The following is a 15,749-nucleotide window of genomic DNA, read 5'->3' as shown; positions in this document are numbered from 1 at the left end:
TGGGGCACAGGCTACGTCAGGTCGGTGACAGGCCGGATGACCTGCAACGGGGTCGCCCCGAACAACTGTCGCTCGAAAGGGAGTTGGGCACGGGCCCGGGCCGCGGCGGCACGCCGGTGGCGATCGTCCGCGTCCCTGTGCACCAGGGCCTCGGCCTCGACCGCCCGGATGAGGAGGTCGAGGTCCGGATCGGGGGCGGGGCCGTCGCCGATCCGGTGGGAGCCGGGAACGGTGAGGGCGAAACGGCGCAACAACCCGGCGGCGGCCGGTGATTCGGCGTCACCGGCCGCCCGGATCTCCCGTACCCGGACGGCGAGGTTGCGAATGTGGGTGAGGTGGTCGACGCGGGGCCCGAGGGGACCGATGACCCGATACTCCAGCGGCCGGTCGGAGAGCGCCAGCAATCCGCGCACGGGGGCGAAGCGGTCGTGCGTGAGAGCCGCGCAGACGTATGGGGCACGGGCCGGCCCCTTGGCGGCGAAGGAACGTTCCTCGTCGCGCCGCAGGGAGGCGATGCGGGAGGGGATGAGGGGTTCGCCGAAGAAGGCCTCGTGGACGGTGGAGAGCAGCTTGGGCGCGGCGGGGGCTCCGAGGAGGACGAGGGCTCGACGGACCCGGTCCCGGGCGGGTGGGAGGGGACGGTCGGCGGTGGTGCGGTCGATTCCGCCCCGCTCCCCCCGCGCACCGGTGGCGCCACCGGTGGCGGCTGCCCGGGCGGCCTCGATCGTTCGCAGCTCGCGGCGGGCCCGGGCGGCGAGGGCGCGGTCCCGGCTCCGGATGGCGTCCCGCAGCACGGCGCGCAGCTCGGCGGCGCGGGCCCGCGGTTCCTCCGGCGAGGGGGTCACGCTCCCACCCTATGGGGTGTCCCGTCGCCCCGGTGGGGCTCACGATGCCCGGCGCGCACGCCCGCCGCGCGGTCCGGCGGTGGGCCGCACGCGCCCCGGACCTCCGGGTGGGAGGCCGCGTGTCGGGGGTTCACTGTCCGTCATGAGCACCGAGGAGAGCGGCGCGTCGATCGTCGGGCGGCGGATCGTGCTGCGGCGGGCCGGTGAGACGGACGCGCCGGCGTTCAGGGAGGCCCTGGCGGCGCCGGAGGTCGCCCGGTGGTGGGTGTGGCCGAACATGATGGCGGAGTTGGCGGCCGAGGATCACACCGTGTTGGCTGTGACGCTGGAGGACCGCGTCATCGGCATGGTCCAGTGGTACGAGGAGCCCGACCCGGACTACCGGCACGCGGGCATGGACCTGTTCCTGCACCCGGACTTCCACGGTCGGGGACTGGGCGGCGACACCGTTCGCACGATGGCGCGCTGGCTGATCGGGACGCGGGGTCACCACCGGTTGGCCATCGACCCCGACGCGCGCAACGCGGGGGCGATCGCGGTGTACGAACGGTGCGGGTTCCAACGGGTGGGGGTGCTGCGCCGGTACTGGTACGACCACGTGACCGGCGAGTGGAGCGACGGGATGCTGCTGGATCTGCTGGCGGAGGAACTGCGGGACTGAGACGGCGGAACCGACCGGCCGGGACCGACCGGCCGCCGTGCGCGAGGTGCCCGGGACCGACCCGCTGTCGGTCCCGGGCACGCGATGCCCCGCCGGGGGCCGGCGGGGCGTCGCGGAAATCAGGCGCGGGGTCGGCGCACCAGGGTGTAACCGGCGATGGCGGCGAGGCCGCCGAGGATCCCACCGGCTCCCGTCCACAGCCAGCGGTCGCTCCACCATCCGCCGTTCCACCCGACCTCCGGTTCGGTGAGGGCACCGGCGCCGGTCACGGAGCCGGAGCCCTCGGCGTCCCCGTCCTCCGCCTCCTCGGCGTCCGCGTCCTCGTCGGGGAGTGCGGGGTCGAGCTCACCGGCGCGGTTGGTGAGGACGAGCGGCGCGGGCAGTTCGCCGCCCCGGGCCCGGGCCCCGCCGGCGTCCTCGGCGCCGACCTCCAGGGTGACCTCCACGGGCAGGCCGAGATCCTCCTCGGGCAGGTCCACCGCGGTCAGTCGCAGGTAGTAGGCGCCCGGCAGCGGGTCGTTGGCCCACGGTTCGGCCCAGGCCCGGACGGTGCGCAGGGTGCAGTCCAGCACGAGGCTGTCGGCTCCGGCGTCGGCGGTGTCCTCGGCGCGGCCGGCGGTGCACGGCTGGAGGCGGCGCAGCCCGTCGTACAGGTCCAGGCGCCAGGTGCCGGCGCCGGAACGCACGCCCTGGTCGCGGAAGGTGACGGTGGCCGAGGCGGAGGCGTTCTGGCCCGCGGCGACCGGGAAGACCCAGTAGAGGTACTCGCCGATGGTGGCCGGGGCGGTCGCGGTGCCGCCCTGTTCCAGGACACCGGCGGTCCGGAAGGAGGTGCCGGCGGCCACCGTCGACGGCGTGCCGGTGTCGGTCCCCGTGCCGTCGCCGTCCTCGTCCTCGGCGAGGGCCGGCGCGGCGGTGCCCAGCAGGAGGGCGGCGCAGATCGCGAGGGCCGCGGGGAGGCGGCCGGCGGGGCGTCGGGACGATCGCCGCGTCCGCTCGGTGCGCGGGACGCGTGGTGTGTGCGTCATGCCAGGACCCTCCGGATCAGGCCCCACAGCACGCCGGCGGCGAGCCCGGTGAGGGTCAGGACGAGCAGCGGGAACCATCCCCGGGCGAGACCGAAGGCGGCGACGTCGGACGGGGTGTCCGCGGCGGCGGCGAGGTCGACGGTCAACTCCACGGGCATACCGGGGGCGCGCTGGACGTCGTCCGGGGCGGAGAAGGAGTGGGAGACCTCCAGGCAGAGGGTTTCCTCGGACTCGGCCTCGGAGGGGTGACGCAGGCCGGTGGCGATGACGTCGGTGCGCCCGTGGCCGGCGGTGCTGCCGCGCACGAGTTCGCGGCTGTCCTCGGAGAGGAGGCGGAGCAGGACGCCGTGGTCGCGGTCCATGGGGCGGTCGGCCGCGACGCTGACGGAGGCCCGCAGTTCACGGCCGGGGGCGACCTGGACACGGTAGCGACGGTGCTCGCCGAACTCCTGGCGGTCGCTGTAGACACCGGCTCCCAGCAGGGGCGCGTCGGCGCACTCGTCGGCGCCGTCGACGACGGTCGGGGTCTCCACCCGCACCTCGGCGGTGCGCTCGACGATCTGCTTGAGGCGGTCGGCGAGTTGGTCGGTGTCCTGGACAGCGGTGTAGGTACCGCCGGTGGCCTCGGCGATGCAGCCGAGCTGCTCGCGCACGGCGGAGTCGGCGGGGGTCAGGCCGAGGGTGTCGATGGTCAGCCCGATGCCGGAGGCCGCGAGCTCACGGGCCACCTCGCACGGCTCGGGGTCACCGCAGGAGTCCTCGCCGTCGGTGATCAGGACGATGCGGCGCATCCCGTCGCCGTCGCCGAGGTCCCGCACGGCGCCCTGGAGGGCGTAGCCGATGGGGGTCCAGCCGGTGGGGGCGAGGGTGGCGACGGCGGTCTTGGCCTCGGTGCGGTCGACGGGCCCGACGGGGTAGAGCTGGGAGCTGTCCACGCAGCCGCGGCCCTCCCGGTCGTCACCGGGGTAGTCGGCGCCGAGGGTGCGGATACCGAAGTGCACCCCCTCGGGGATGAAGTCGATGACATCGTTGAAGGCGCGCTTGGCGGCGTTCATCCGGGTGTCACCGTCGATGTCGCGTTCGGACATCGAGCCGCTGACGTCGAGGACGAAGTTCACCTTCGGGGGGTCGGTCTCGCGGACGGGCTCGGCGGCGGCGGGGGCCGCGAGGGCACCGGTCATGAGGGCAGCGAGTGTGCCGCAGAGGGCCGCCGCCACCCTTCTTCCTATGATCATCTGGCGGATGATAGAGACCACCCCGGCTCCCCACCAAAACGCCCACCACCCGCGCTCCCGGGAGCACTTCGCTATGTGGCGTCTTGTCCGGCGACGGGCGACGAACCGGGCACGACCCGACCCGCCGGGGACGTCCGGGGCGCGCTCCGAACGGCTCAGCCGGCGGCGGCCCGCGCCGCGAGTTCCTCCCACAGTTCGGTCACCCGGGCCTCCAGTTCGGCGAGGGTCCCGTCGTTGGGAACGACCCGGTCGGCCACCGCCAGCCGGGCGGCACGGTCCGCCTGCGCGGCCATCCGGGCCCGGGCGTCGGTCTCGGCCATCCCGCGCGAGCGCGCCAGGCGGTCCAAGCGGACCTCCTCGGACGCGTCCACCACGACGACCAGGTCGTACAGGTCCTCCAGGCCGTTCTCGACCAGCAGCGGCACGTCGTGCACCACCACCGCCCCCGCCGGCGCGGCGGCGCGCAGTTCCGCTGAACGCCGCGCCACCAACGGATGGACGATGGCGTTCAGGGCGGCCAGCCGCGCCGGATCGGAGAAGACGATCCGGCCCAGCCGCTCACGGTCCAGGGCGCCGTCCGGCCCCAACACCCCGGGGCCGAACCCGGCGACCACCGCAGCCAATCCCTCCGTGCCCGGCTCGACCACCTCGCGGGCGACGCGGTCGGCGTCGACCACCACCGCGCCGCGCTCCGCCAGCAGGCGGGTCACCGCGCTCTTGCCGGAACCGATTCCGCCGGTGAGTCCCACTGTCAGCATGGACAGCAGGCTACCGGCCGAGGGCCGGACCCGACGGGCCCGGCCGCTCAGGGCGTCGGGGGCGGCGGGTCCTCCCCCTCCTCCGGCCCCTCCCGCTCGGCGAGGAAACGCTCGAAGACCGCGCCCAGTTCGTCGGCGGAGGGGAGTTCGGCCGGCTCGGCGACCAGGTTGCCCCGGGTCGCGGCCCCGGCCACCGCGTCGTACTGCTGCTCCAGACCCCGCACGACCGCCACCAGCTCGTTGTCCCCCTCGGCCAGTTCCCGGTCGATCTCCTGGCGCACCCGGGTACTGCGGGTACGCAGGGTCTGGGCGATCTCCGGCAGCACCAGTCCGGTGGCGGTGGTCAGCGCCTCCAACACCACCAGCGCCGAATCCGGGTATCGGGACCGGGCGATGTAGTGCGGGACGTGCGCGGCGATGCCCAGCACGTCGTGACCCGCCTCGGAGAGCCGCAGCTCCAGCAGGGAGGCCGCGCTGCCGGGGACCTGCGCCTCGTCGAAGAGGTCGTTGCGCGCCGGCACCAGCTCCGGCCGGTTGCCGTGCGAGGTCAGGCCGATGGGCCGGGTGTGCGGGACGCCCATCGGGATGCCGTGGAAGCCGACCGCCAGGCGTACCCGCAGGCGCTCCACGATCTGCCGCACCGCCGCCGCGAAGCGCTCCCACTCCACGTCCGGTTCGGGGCCGGAGAGCACCAGGAACGGCCTGCGGGTGTCGTCGTGCACCAGTCGCAGTTCCAGTCGCGGCGCCTCGAAATCGGTCCAGCGGTCGCGGCGGAAGGTCATCACCGGACGGCGGGCGCGGTAGTCCACCAACCGGTCATGGTCGAAGCGGGCCACGGTGACGCCGGTGCGCCTGTCGTCGAGCAGCTCCTCGATCAGCTGGGTGCCGGTCTCCCCGGCGTCGAGGAAGCCCTCGAAGTGGTAGAGGAGCACCGGGCCGGTCGGGGTGTCCGCCCCGTCCCCGGCCGGTGTCCCGGAAGCGGGGTCCGGATCGGTGTCCGGGTCCGGGCCGGGGTCGCTGCCCGGATCGGGGCCGGTGTCGGCCCGGGGGTGGGGGTGGGTGTCGGCCGGGATGGCCTCGACCATCGCCAGGCCCTCGGGCACCCACTCGTACAGGTCCTGCGGATCGTGCACCGTGACCGCCGCTCCTTCCGGTTCCGTGGTGGTCCGTCGCGTGGTGGGCCCACGCGGATCACGCGGGCCGAACCGGTCGCCTCGTATCGGTCGCTCGTGGTGATCAACGTGTCCGGGGCACCGGGCATTCCCCCGAACAGGGGTGCGGAAACGGCGGAACCCGCCCCCGATGCCTCGGGGGCGGGTTCCGCCGTGATGCGCGGTGCCCACCGCGGGCGTCACCGCCCGCGGGAGGGAATCAGCTCTGGCCGCCGGCCAGCTTCTCGCGCAGGGCGGCGAGAGCCTCGTCTGAGGCCAGCGCGCCGGTGTCCTCGCCCGGGTCGGACGAGTACGAGCCGCCACCGCCACCGCCACCGCCACCGCTGCCGCCACCGGCCTGCGGAGCGGCGGGACCGCCCTCGGCCTCGGCCTCGGCATCGGCCTCGCGGGACTTGATGACCTGGGCCTGGTGCTGCTCGAAGCGGGTCTGCGCCTCGGCGTACTGGTGCTCCCACTCCTCCCGCTGCTTCTCGTAGCCCGGCAGCCAGTCGTTGGCCTCCGGGTCGAAGCCCTCGGGGTAGATGTAGTTGCCCTGGTCGTCGTAGGACGCGGCCATGCCGTACAGCGTCGGGTCGAACTCGACGGCCATCGGGTCGGCGCCGAAGGTCTCGTTGGCCTGCTTCAGCGACAGGCTGATCCGACGACGGTCGAGGTCGATGTCGATGACCTTGACGAAGATCTCGTCGTTGACCTGGACGACCTGCTCCGGGATCTCCACGTGGCGCTCGGCCAGCTCGGAGATGTGGACCAGACCCTCGATGCCCTCGTCCACACGGACGAACGCGCCGAACGGCACCAGCTTGGTGACCTTGCCGGGAACGACCTGGCCGATCTGGTGGGTCCGGGCGAACTGCTGCCACGGGTCTTCCTGCGTCGCCTTGAGCGACAGCGAGACGCGCTCGCGGTCCATGTCGACGTCCAGGACCTCGACCGTGACCTCCTGGCCGACCTCGACGACCTCGGAGGGGTGGTCGATGTGCTTCCAGGACAGCTCGGAGACGTGCACCAGACCGTCCACGCCACCAAGGTCCACGAAGGCACCGAAGTTGACGATGGAGGAGACGACGCCGGAGCGCACCTGACCCTTCTGCAGGGTGGTGAGGAAGGTCTGACGGACCTCGCTCTGGGTCTGCTCCAACCAGGCACGGCGGGACAGGACCACGTTGTTGCGGTTCTTGTCCAGCTCGATGATCTTGGCCTCGAGCTCCTTGCCCACGTAGGGCTGGAGGTCGCGGACCCGGCGCATCTCCACCAGGGAGGCGGGGAGGAAGCCGCGGAGGCCGATGTCGAGGATGAGACCACCCTTGACGACCTCGATGACGGTACCGGTGACGATCCCGTCCTCGTCCTTGATCTTCTCGATCGTGCCCCAGGCCCGCTCGTACTGCGCGCGCTTCTTGGACAGGATCAGACGACCCTCCTTGTCCTCCTTCTGGAGAACAAGGGCTTCGATCTCGTCACCGACGGCGACGACCTCGTTGGGGTCGACGTCGTGCTTGATCGACAGCTCGCGGGAGGGGATCACGCCCTCGGTCTTGTAACCGATGTCGAGCAGGACCTCGTCCCGGTCGACCTTCACGATGACGCCGTCGACGATGTCGCCGTCGTTGAAGTACTTGATCGTCTCGTCGATCGCGGCGAGGAAGGCTTCCTCGGAACCGATGTCGTTGACCGCAACCTGCGGGGTGGCCACGGTGGTCTCGGTGCTGCTCGTCATGTGGTAAAGGGCTCCGGTACGGACAGAATGTCGTCGGTAATACCACGCACGAACCCGTGTCGCACTGCCGAAGCCGGACAGCCCGGGGAGCGCCCCACCGAAGATCACATGAGATTTTCGAAAAGCGCCCCACCAACCGAGGGGACATACAACCAGTGCGAGCGCGACCTGCTCCGTCCGAGGCGCGCAGGTCCGCAGCGCGTCTTATAGCATACGGGCGCTTTCGACCCCGGTCAATGCGCGCTTCCGCCCAGCGGGGGCGGTATCCGGACAGAAGCGACAGTCCCGTTCGGGACTTCCGTCACTCCCGACACCTCCGGAGGGCCCCCGCGCCCGGGGCGCGGCCCCGACTCCACCCCGTTCCCGCCCCGCGAGATTCCCGAGCCCGCCCCGGCGCATCACGGCGGGCGCGTGACCGACAACCGCGCACCGGCACGGTGGAACGCCCGCACGGCACAATCACCCGGTGAGCCATGACGCGTTGCCACCCGCCGACCACTCCCCCGCACCGCTCCGCACCGGGAATCCCACCGCACCGGGCACTCCGGGTCCGACCCCCGCCCGGTCCGGCGGCGACGCCGGCCGGAAGGACACCGGATCCCCCGGCAGGACGGTACGGCGGGACGAGGGGGACACGGCAGGGGGACGCCGGTCGGGGCACACCCCGGGGCGACCCGACCGCCCCGCCCGGCGCGACGAAACGGATGATTCCCCGGGCGCGTCGGGCGCGTCGGGCGCCCCGCCCGGGGACCGCTTGGTGGCGGCCCGGGCGTTGCCGGTGTGCGACGCCCTGCCCGCCCTGCGCGACGCGTTGGAGAGCGCCGGCACCGCCGTCCTCCACTCGCCACCGGGCACCGGCAAGACCACGCTGGTCCCGCCGGTCCTCGCCGGACTCCTCCCCGGCTTCCCCGCCCCCGTCGGATCGACCGGTCGCGTCCTGGTGGTGGAGCCGCGCCGCATGACCGTCCGGGCGGCGGCCCGGCGCATCGCCTGGCTGCTCGGCGAAAAGGCCGGCCCCCGCGGCCGGGTCGGCTGGACCGTGCGCGGCGAGCGCCGGACCGGATCCCGTGCCCGGGTGGAGGTGGTCACCACCGGCATCCTGCTGCGCCGACTGCACCACGACCCCGAGTTGCCGGGCGTGGGCACCGTCCTGCTCGACGAGTGCCACGAGCGACACCTGGACGCGGACACCGCGATCGCGTTCCTGCTGGACGTGCGCGCGGCCCTCCGTCCCGATCTGCGGTTGATCGCCGCCTCCGCCACCACCGACACCACCCTGTGGGCACGGCTGCTGGAAGCCCCCGTGGTCGGTGTGCGGGGTGTCTCCCATCCGGTGGAGGAGGTGTGGTGCCCGCCGCCGCGCCCCGTGCGCCCGGCCCGGGGCACCTCGGTGGACCCCGCGCTGCTCGGACACGTCGCGGACACCGCCGTGCGGGCGCTGCGGGAGAGCCCGGGCGACGTGCTGTGCTTCCTGCCGGGCACGGGTGAGATCAACCGGGTCGCCGCGCTGCTCGCCGACCGGCTCGGGCCGGAGGTGGGCACGGGGGCCGGTCGGGTGGAGATCCCCGGCGTGCACGGTCGGGCCCCGTCCGCCGTCCAGGACGCCGTCCTCGCAGGCCCCCGCGACGGCACCCGGCGGATCGTGCTGGCCACCTCGGTGGCCGAATCCGGGCTCACCGTGCCCGGCGTGCGGGCGGTGGTGGACAGCGGTCTGGCCCGCGAACCGCGCACCGACCACGCCAGGGGCCTGGGGTCCCTGGTGACCGTCCCGGTCTCCCGCGCCTCCGCCCGGCAGCGCGCCGGGCGGGCGGGGCGCGAGGCGCCGGGGCGGGTGCACCGCTGTTGGTCGGAGGCGGAGCACACCCGGCTGCGGGAGTTCTCCCGCCCGGAGATCGAGGTGGCGGACCTGACCGGGTTCGCGCTGGGCTGTGCCTGCTGGGGCGATCCCGCGGCGGAGCACCTGGCGCTTCCCGGTCCGCCGCCCGCCGGCGCGATGGCCGCCGCCCGGGCGGTGCTGCGGGACCTGGGCGCCGTGGACCCCGACGGCCGGGTCACGGATCGCGGCCGGCGGATCGCCGCCGTGGGCCTGCATCCCCGGTGGGCGCGGGCCCTGCTCGACGCGGCGCCGTTGGTCGGCGCGCGGCGGGCGGCGGAACTGGTGGCGGTGCTGAGCGAGGAACCGCCCCGGGCGATGGGGGACGATCTCGCGGCGGTGTGCCGGGCGGCGCGGCACGGCACGAGCGGGGGCCGCCGGGACGGCTGGGCCGGACGGTGGCGGCGCGAGGCCGACCGGTTGCACAGCCTGCTCCGGAAGGACTCCGCCCCGGGCGATCCCGGTTCGCCGGAAGGCGCCGGCGAACAGTGGTCCGACGGACGGGCCGCCGGTCTGGTGGCCGCGCTGGCCCACCCGGACCGGGTGGGCCGCCACCGGGGACCGGGCGCCTTCCTGATGGTCTCCGGCACCCGGGCCGCCACGGCGGCGGAGTCGCCGCTGCGCGACGCCCCGTGGCTCGCGGTCGCGGTCGCGGACCGACCCGCCGGTGCGGCGAACGCCGTGGTCCGCCTGGCCGCCGTGGCGGACGAGGAGATCGCGCTGCTCGCGGCCGGGGCCCGGCACTCCGTGGGGGAAGAGGTCCGATGGGCCTCCGCCTCCGCCGGTACCCCGGACGTGGTGACCCGTCGGGTGGAACGCCTGGGGTCGATCGCGCTGCGCGAGGAGCCGCTGCGCCGCCCCTCGGCGGAGGCCGTCCGCGCCGCGCTGATGGAGGGCCTGCGCCGGGAGGGGATCGACACCCTGCTGGAGTGGAGTCGCGCGGCACGGGGGCTGCGCGAACGGATGGCCTTCCTGCACGACTCGCTGGGGGAACCGTGGCCCGACGTCTCGGACGAGGCACTGGTGGCGCGGGCCGGGGAGTGGTTGGGCGATACCCGGAACCGGGCCGGACTGGCCCGGCTGGACACCGCTCGGATGCTCACCGCGCTGCTGCCGTGGGCGGACGGAACGGCGGCGAGGCTGGAGGAGTGGGCGCCGGAACGGGTGGAGGTCCCCTCCGGGGCGCGCATCCGGGTCGACTACTCCGGGGAGCGTCCGGTGCTGGCCGCCCGGGTCCAGGAACTTTTCGGCATGGAGCACACGCCGGCACTCGCGGACGGACGGGTGCCGCTGGTGGTGCACCTGCTCTCGCCGGCCGGGCGGCCGGCGGCGGTGACCGCGGACCTGGCCTCGTTCTGGCGCGAGGGGTACCGGGCGGTGCGGGCCGATCTGCGGGGCCGGTACCCCCGGCACGCCTGGCCGGAGGACCCGCTGACGGCGGAACCGTCGCGGCGGGGGCAGCGCCGGGGGTGAGACGGGGCGGGATCGGGGACCGCCGGCCGATCACGGTCGGCGGTCCCCGGTCATCGACCCGTCAGCATCCCGTCGGGGGACGGGGGTGAGGGGTGTCGGATGCCGGCGGGATCACTCGGCGCGGCGCGGGGAGGCGTCGGCGGTGCGTCCACTCTTCCCCTGATCGTCGCCCCGCTCAGCGTCGTCCCCGTCCTCGTCGTCGGCGGCGGCGTCGTCATCGGCGTCCTCGTCGTCACCGGGACAGCCGGGCTCCTCCTCCGCGTCCTCGTTCTCCGAGTTCTCGGGGTTCTCGGGGTTCTCGGGGTTCTCGCCGTCCTCGGAGCCCCGGGGATTCTCGGGCTTCTCGGGGTTCTTCCCGTCCCCACCGTCCTCGGCCTCCCGGGCGCCCCCGGTGTCACCGCTCTCCTCGGCGTCCCCCGGGTTTCCGGGGTCGTCGGGGTCGGTGCCGTCACCGGGGTCGGGATCCACCGGGCACTCGCCGGGCTCCTCCGGGTCCTCGGTCCCCGGCTCCTCCGGCTCGACGGGGTCCACCGGGGCGGGCGGCGCCGGCTTCGTCGGCTCCTCCTCCGCCGGCGGCGTACCGGGACCGGGCACCTGGCCGCCGGGCTTCGCGTCGGGATCACCGGGCGCGGGGGTACCGGGCGCGGGGGTACCGGGCGCGGGGGTACCGGGCGCGGGGGTACCGGGAGACGGGGTGCCCGGGGCGGGAGTGCCGGGGGACGGCGTGCCGGGAGCAGGGGTACCCGGGGACGGCTTCGGGTCCGCGGATCCGCCGGGTCGTCCGGGCGCGGGAGTGGTGGGCCCCGGGGCGGCCGGCGCGGGGCTCGCCGGCGCCGCGGCGGCCGGTCGACGCTCCTCGCGCGGGGTCTCCTCCTCCCGACGCTCCGAGGGCGTGTCGTCGCGGTGCACGGCACCGCTGTTCCCGCCGGCGACGCCGGGACCGGCGTCGGGCACGGCATGGACGCCCTCCCGGTAGTACTCCAGCCAGGAGAGGACGGTGTTCACGTACTCGCGCGAGTTGTTGTAGCTCAGCAGCGCCCGGTCCAGGTCCGCCGGCCGGCTCAGGTCACGGGAGCCGGCGCACAGGTAGTGGCCGGCCGCGAGCGTCGCGTCGTACACGTTGTTGGGATCGCTGACACCGTCACCGTTGCCGTCCGCGCCCCATCCCGCCCAGGTGGAGGGGATGAACTGCATCGGGCCCACGGCCCGGTCGTACACCGCGTCCCCGTCCCAGCGACCGCCGTCGGTGTCGGTGATGCGGGCGAAGCCGTTGCCGTCCAGCACCGGCCCGAGGATCGACGGCGTGGCGTTGCCGACCGCGTCCAGCGCGCCGCCGCGGGCGTGTCCGGACTCCACCTTGCCGATGGCGGCGAGGAGTTCCCACTCCAGCGCGCACCCCGGGTGGGAGGCGGCGAGGGATGCCTCGGCCGCGCGGTATGCCTCCAGTACGGCGGCGGGGATACCGGCGGCGGCCTCGCCGACCGGGCCGACGGGAAGACCGTCGGGGCCGGGCCCCGCCTCCGCCGGACCCTCCGGATCCGCCTCGGGGTCGGGGGCGCCCAGCGGCGGGAGTTCGGTGGCGTAGGGGCGGCCCGGGTAGTCGTTGTCGCCCTTCGAACCGTCGGAACGGTCGGCCGCCTCGGCGCCGAGCAGGAGCTCCGTCCCCTGCGACGCGGTGAGGGCCGCCATGGCGACCGCGGCCAGTGCCGACCCGGACAGGCCGCGCCTGATCCTCCGCCTGGTGGACGCCACCCGATCTCTCCCCTCCACGGGTCACCGGCGACCCGCCCTCGCTCCACAGCGGTGAGCGTCGGATCGGCTCCGCCCACCGACGCGCGGGTGGGACACCCGGGTTCGCCGGAGCGCGCCGGGGGGACATCGCCCGGTGCCGATCGACAACGACGACGACACTACGTCAACATCCGGTTTCCGAACCAGGTTCCACCGGTCGTGTTCGGGAACCGAACACATCCTCGTCACGGCGCGCCCGGGGAACGCTCACGGGCGGCCGCCCCGGGAACCGAGACGTTCCCCGGGCGACCGCCCGTGACGGGCCGTCCGATCCGCCGCGGGGCGGGGCGGCCCACCGGCCGTCCGCCCCGCCCGTCGCTCAGTGCGCGGCGGCCTCCCAGGTGTCGCCGACTCCGATCGAGATGTCCAACGGAACCTTCAGCTCCACCGCGCCGGCCATCTCCCGACGCACCAGCTCCTCCACCGCCCCGCGCTCGCCGGGCGCGACCTCGAGCACGATCTCGTCGTGCACCTGGAGCAGCGTCCGGGTGCGCAGTTCCTCCCGGCGCAGTGCCGCGTCCACCCGCAGCATGGCGATCTTCACGATGTCGGCGGCGGTCCCCTGGATGGGGGCGTTCAGCGCCATCCGCTCGGCCATCTCCCGGCGCCGGCGGTCGGTGCTGGAGAGGTCGGGCAGGTAGCGGCGGCGCCCCAGGATGGTGTGGGTGTATCCCACCGCGGTGGCCTCGCCGACGACCCGCTGGAGGTAGTCGCGCACCCCGCCGAAGCGCTCGAAGTAGGTGTCCATCAGCCGCCGGGCCTCGTCCGCCCCGATGCCCAACTGCTGGGAGAGGCCGAAGGCCGACAACCCGTAGGCCAGGCCGTAGCTCATCGCCTTGGTCTTGCGACGCATCTCGGGGTCCACCCGCTCGCGCGGCACCGAGAAGATCTGGGAGGCGACGGTGTCGTGCAGGTCCTCGCCGGAGGTGAAGGCCTCGATGAGCCCCTCGTCCTCCGACAGGTGGGCCATCACCCGCAGTTCGATCTGGCTGTAGTCGGCGGTCAGCAGGCACTCCCACCCCTCCCCCACCACGAAGGCGCCCCGGATGGCACGGCCCTCGTCGGTGCGCACGGGAATGTTCTGGAGGTTGGGGTCGGTGGAGGAGAGCCGCCCGGTGGCGGCGACCGTCTGCTGGAAGGTGGTGTGGATGCGGCCGTCCGGGGCGATCGCCTTGATCAGTCCCTCGACCGTGGTGCGCAGCTTCGCCTGTTCGCGGTAGCGGAGCATCAGCACCGGCAGCTCGTGTTCGGTCTGCCCGGCCAGCCACATCAGGGCGTCGGCGTCGGTGGTCCAGCCGGTCTTGGTCTTCTTGGTGCGGGGCAGGCCCAGTTCACCGAAGAGGACCTCCTGCAGTTGCTTGGGGGAGCCGAGGTTGAACTCGTGGCCGACCGCCGCGTGGGCGTCCTCGACGGCCTGCCGGACGGCGGCGGCGAACTGCTGCTCCAGCCGCTCCAGCCGCTCCCGGTCGGCGGCGATCCCGGCGCGCTCCATGCGGGCGAGCAGGTCGGAGACCGGCAGCTCCATGTCGTGCAGCATGTCCTCGGAGCCCACCTCCCGCAGGCGCTCCGCCAGGGTCTCCCCGAGGTCCAGGACGGTGCGGGCGCGGCGCATCAGGGCCTCGGACTCGGCGTTCTCGTCGGCGTCCAGGGCCAGTTGGCCGTTGGAGCCACCGGTCGCGACCGGCTCCTGCCCCAGGAACTCCAGGCCCAGCCCCTCGAGATCGAAGGAGCGCCGGCCGGGCTGGATGAGGTAGGCGGCCAGGGCGGTGTCCATGGTGACGCCGGCGATCTCCCAACCGTGCTCGGCCAGCACCCGCCGGGCCTGCTTGACGCCGTGCACGACCTTGGGTCGTTCGGTGTCGGCGAGCCACGCCGCGAGGGCGCGCTCGTCGTCGGCGTCCGCGTCGGTGGGGTCGATGTGGGCTGCCGGTCCGTCGGGGTGGGCGAGCGCCAGGGCGTGGACGGTGCCGCTGCCGAGCTTCCACTCGTCCAGCAGCGCCAGGCCCACGGGGCCGTCGGTGTGCCGGTCCAGCCACTCGGCGACGGTGCCGGAGGCGAGCCGGGTGCCCTCGATCCGGGGGCCCTCCTCCCCCTCGGCCCCGGTCCCGTCGGCGGCCTCCGCCTCCGCCTCGGCGGGGTCGATCGCGAACAGGCGGTCGCGCAGGTTGCGGTTGCGGAATTCCAGGGAGTCCAGCAGCGCGGTGACGGCCTCCCGGTCGTATGGGACGCGCACCAGGTCGGCGGGGCCGGCGGGAAGGTCCATGTCGCGGACCATCTCGGTGAGCTCGCGGTTGAGCCGCACGGAGTCCAGGTGCTCGCGGAGGTTGGTGCCCACCTTGCCCTTGACCTCGTCGGCACGCTCCAACAGCTCGTCCAGGGAGCCGAACTGCCGCAACCACTTGACGGCGGTCTTCTCCCCCACGCCGGGGATGCCGGGCAGGTTGTCGGAGGGGTCGCCGCGCAGGGCGGCGAAGTCGGGGTAGCGCTCGGGCGACAGGCCGTACTTCTCCTCCACCGCGGCGGGGGTGAAGCGGGTCAGCTCGGAGACGCCCTTGGTGGGGTAGAGGACGGTGATCCGGTCGGAGACCAGTTGGAAGGAGTCCCGGTCGCCGGTGACGACGAGGACCTCGAAGCCCTCGGCGGCGGCCCCGGTGGCGAGGGTGGCGATGATGTCGTCGGCCTCGAAGCCCTCCACCGCGAAGCGGGGGACCTTCATCCCGTCCAGCAGCTCACCGATAGCGGTCACCTGTCCCCGGAATTCGTCGGGGGTGGCGGAGCGGTTGGCCTTGTACTCGGCGAAGCGCTCCGAGCGCCAGGTGCGGCGGGAGACGTCGAAGGCGACGGCGAGGTGGGTGGGGCGCTCGTCGCGCACGGTGTTGGCCATCATGGAGGTGAAGCCGTAGACCGCGTTGGTCGGCCGCCCGTCGCCGGTGGTGAAGTTCTCGGCCGGCAGCGCGAAGAACGCCCGATAGGCCAGCGAGTGGCCGTCGAGCAACATCAGCCGGGGAGGTCCGGCGGGCTCCGAGCCGGTCGCCCCGGGAACGGGCGGGCGATCGGCGGGCGGGTCGGTTCGCTGCTCGGTCGTCGATGCGTTCTCGGTCACGTCCGGCATCCTCCCACGCGGCACCGACACTCCCGGTCCGTCGGCGCGTGTCCCGGCCCGACCGGGGCCCGGTGCCCGCCGGCACCGGCCGGC

Annotated in this window: 10 protein-coding genes; 2 read left to right on the top strand and 8 right to left on the bottom strand. The window is 74.2% G+C overall.

Annotated features, from left to right (window positions below):
- Window positions 1-11: 11 nt before the first annotated feature.
- Window positions 12-845, bottom strand: a complete 834-nt coding sequence (locus tag LZF96_RS17890; protein WP_233873297.1) for a hypothetical protein — start codon at window positions 843-845, stop codon at window positions 12-14.
- 142 nt (window positions 846-987) lie between these two features.
- Here LZF96_RS17890 and LZF96_RS17885 point away from each other — a divergent pair, with 142 nt between their 5' ends.
- On the top strand, window positions 988-1,506 hold the full coding sequence (locus LZF96_RS17885) for a GNAT family N-acetyltransferase (RefSeq protein ID WP_233873294.1): 519 nt from the start codon (window positions 988-990) through the stop codon (window positions 1,504-1,506).
- 119 nt (window positions 1,507-1,625) lie between these two features.
- Here LZF96_RS17885 and LZF96_RS17880 read toward each other — a convergent pair whose 3' ends face one another.
- From LZF96_RS17880 to rpsA, 5 genes are all read right to left on the bottom strand, one after another.
- Entirely contained in the window at window positions 1,626-2,534 is a 909-nt protein-coding gene (locus LZF96_RS17880; protein ID WP_233873291.1) for a hypothetical protein, read from the bottom strand.
- Complete coding sequence (locus LZF96_RS17875) at window positions 2,531-3,769, bottom strand: VWA domain-containing protein (protein ID WP_233873286.1); 1,239 nt, start codon at window positions 3,767-3,769, stop codon at window positions 2,531-2,533. The genes LZF96_RS17880 and LZF96_RS17875 overlap by 4 nt, the downstream gene beginning before the upstream one ends.
- A 155-nt stretch (window positions 3,770-3,924) precedes the next feature.
- Window positions 3,925-4,527, bottom strand: a complete 603-nt coding sequence (coaE, locus tag LZF96_RS17870) for a dephospho-CoA kinase (RefSeq protein WP_233873282.1) — start codon at window positions 4,525-4,527, stop codon at window positions 3,925-3,927.
- Window positions 4,528-4,574: 47 nt separating this feature from the next.
- Window positions 4,575-5,660 carry a proteasome assembly chaperone family protein gene (locus tag LZF96_RS17865; RefSeq protein WP_233873279.1) on the bottom strand — a complete coding sequence of 362 codons (1,086 nt, stop codon included), beginning with the start codon at window positions 5,658-5,660 and terminating at the stop codon, window positions 4,575-4,577.
- Window positions 5,661-5,898: 238 nt separating this feature from the next.
- On the bottom strand, window positions 5,899-7,416 hold the full coding sequence (rpsA, locus tag LZF96_RS17860) for a 30S ribosomal protein S1 (RefSeq protein ID WP_233873276.1): 1,518 nt from the start codon (window positions 7,414-7,416) through the stop codon (window positions 5,899-5,901).
- Between the two features lie 757 nt (window positions 7,417-8,173).
- Here rpsA and hrpB point away from each other — a divergent pair.
- Window positions 8,174-10,762 carry an ATP-dependent helicase HrpB gene (gene hrpB, locus LZF96_RS17855; RefSeq protein ID WP_374203266.1) on the top strand — a complete coding sequence of 863 codons (2,589 nt, stop codon included), beginning with the start codon at window positions 8,174-8,176 and terminating at the stop codon, window positions 10,760-10,762.
- A 111-nt stretch (window positions 10,763-10,873) separates the two neighbouring features.
- On the opposite strand, the gene LZF96_RS27085 is transcribed toward hrpB, so the two are convergent.
- Together LZF96_RS27085 and polA are read right to left on the bottom strand one after the other, a co-directional pair.
- On the bottom strand, window positions 10,874-12,514 hold the full coding sequence (locus tag LZF96_RS27085; protein ID WP_308294231.1) for a hypothetical protein: 1,641 nt from the start codon (window positions 12,512-12,514) through the stop codon (window positions 10,874-10,876).
- 358 nt (window positions 12,515-12,872) lie between these two features.
- Window positions 12,873-15,551 carry a DNA polymerase I gene (gene polA, locus LZF96_RS17840; protein ID WP_233873382.1) on the bottom strand — a complete coding sequence of 893 codons (2,679 nt, stop codon included), beginning with the start codon at window positions 15,549-15,551 and terminating at the stop codon, window positions 12,873-12,875.
- Window positions 15,552-15,749 lie beyond the last annotated feature (198 nt).

Source organism: Streptomyces sp. ST2-7A, from assembly GCF_021390475.1.
GTDB lineage: Bacteria > Actinomycetota > Actinomycetes > Streptomycetales > Streptomycetaceae > Streptomyces.
The sequence above is the reverse complement of the archived record's forward strand: the minus strand, read 5'-3'. Positions and strand labels throughout refer to the sequence as shown.

Coding starts and splice junctions, on each gene's coding strand:
- rpsA (WP_233873276.1), bottom strand. CDS start 7,416: ATGACGAGCAGCACCGAGACCACCGTGGCCACCCCGCAGGTTGCGGTC.
- LZF96_RS17880 (WP_233873291.1), bottom strand. CDS start 2,534: ATGACGCACACACCACGCGTCCCGCGCACCGAGCGGACGCGGCGATCG.
- polA (WP_233873382.1), bottom strand. CDS start 15,551: ATGTTGCTCGACGGCCACTCGCTGGCCTATCGGGCGTTCTTCGCGCTG.
- LZF96_RS17875 (WP_233873286.1), bottom strand. CDS start 3,769: ATGATCATAGGAAGAAGGGTGGCGGCGGCCCTCTGCGGCACACTCGCT.
- coaE (WP_233873282.1), bottom strand. CDS start 4,527: ATGCTGACAGTGGGACTCACCGGCGGAATCGGTTCCGGCAAGAGCGCG.
- LZF96_RS17885 (WP_233873294.1), top strand. CDS start 988: ATGAGCACCGAGGAGAGCGGCGCGTCGATCGTCGGGCGGCGGATCGTG.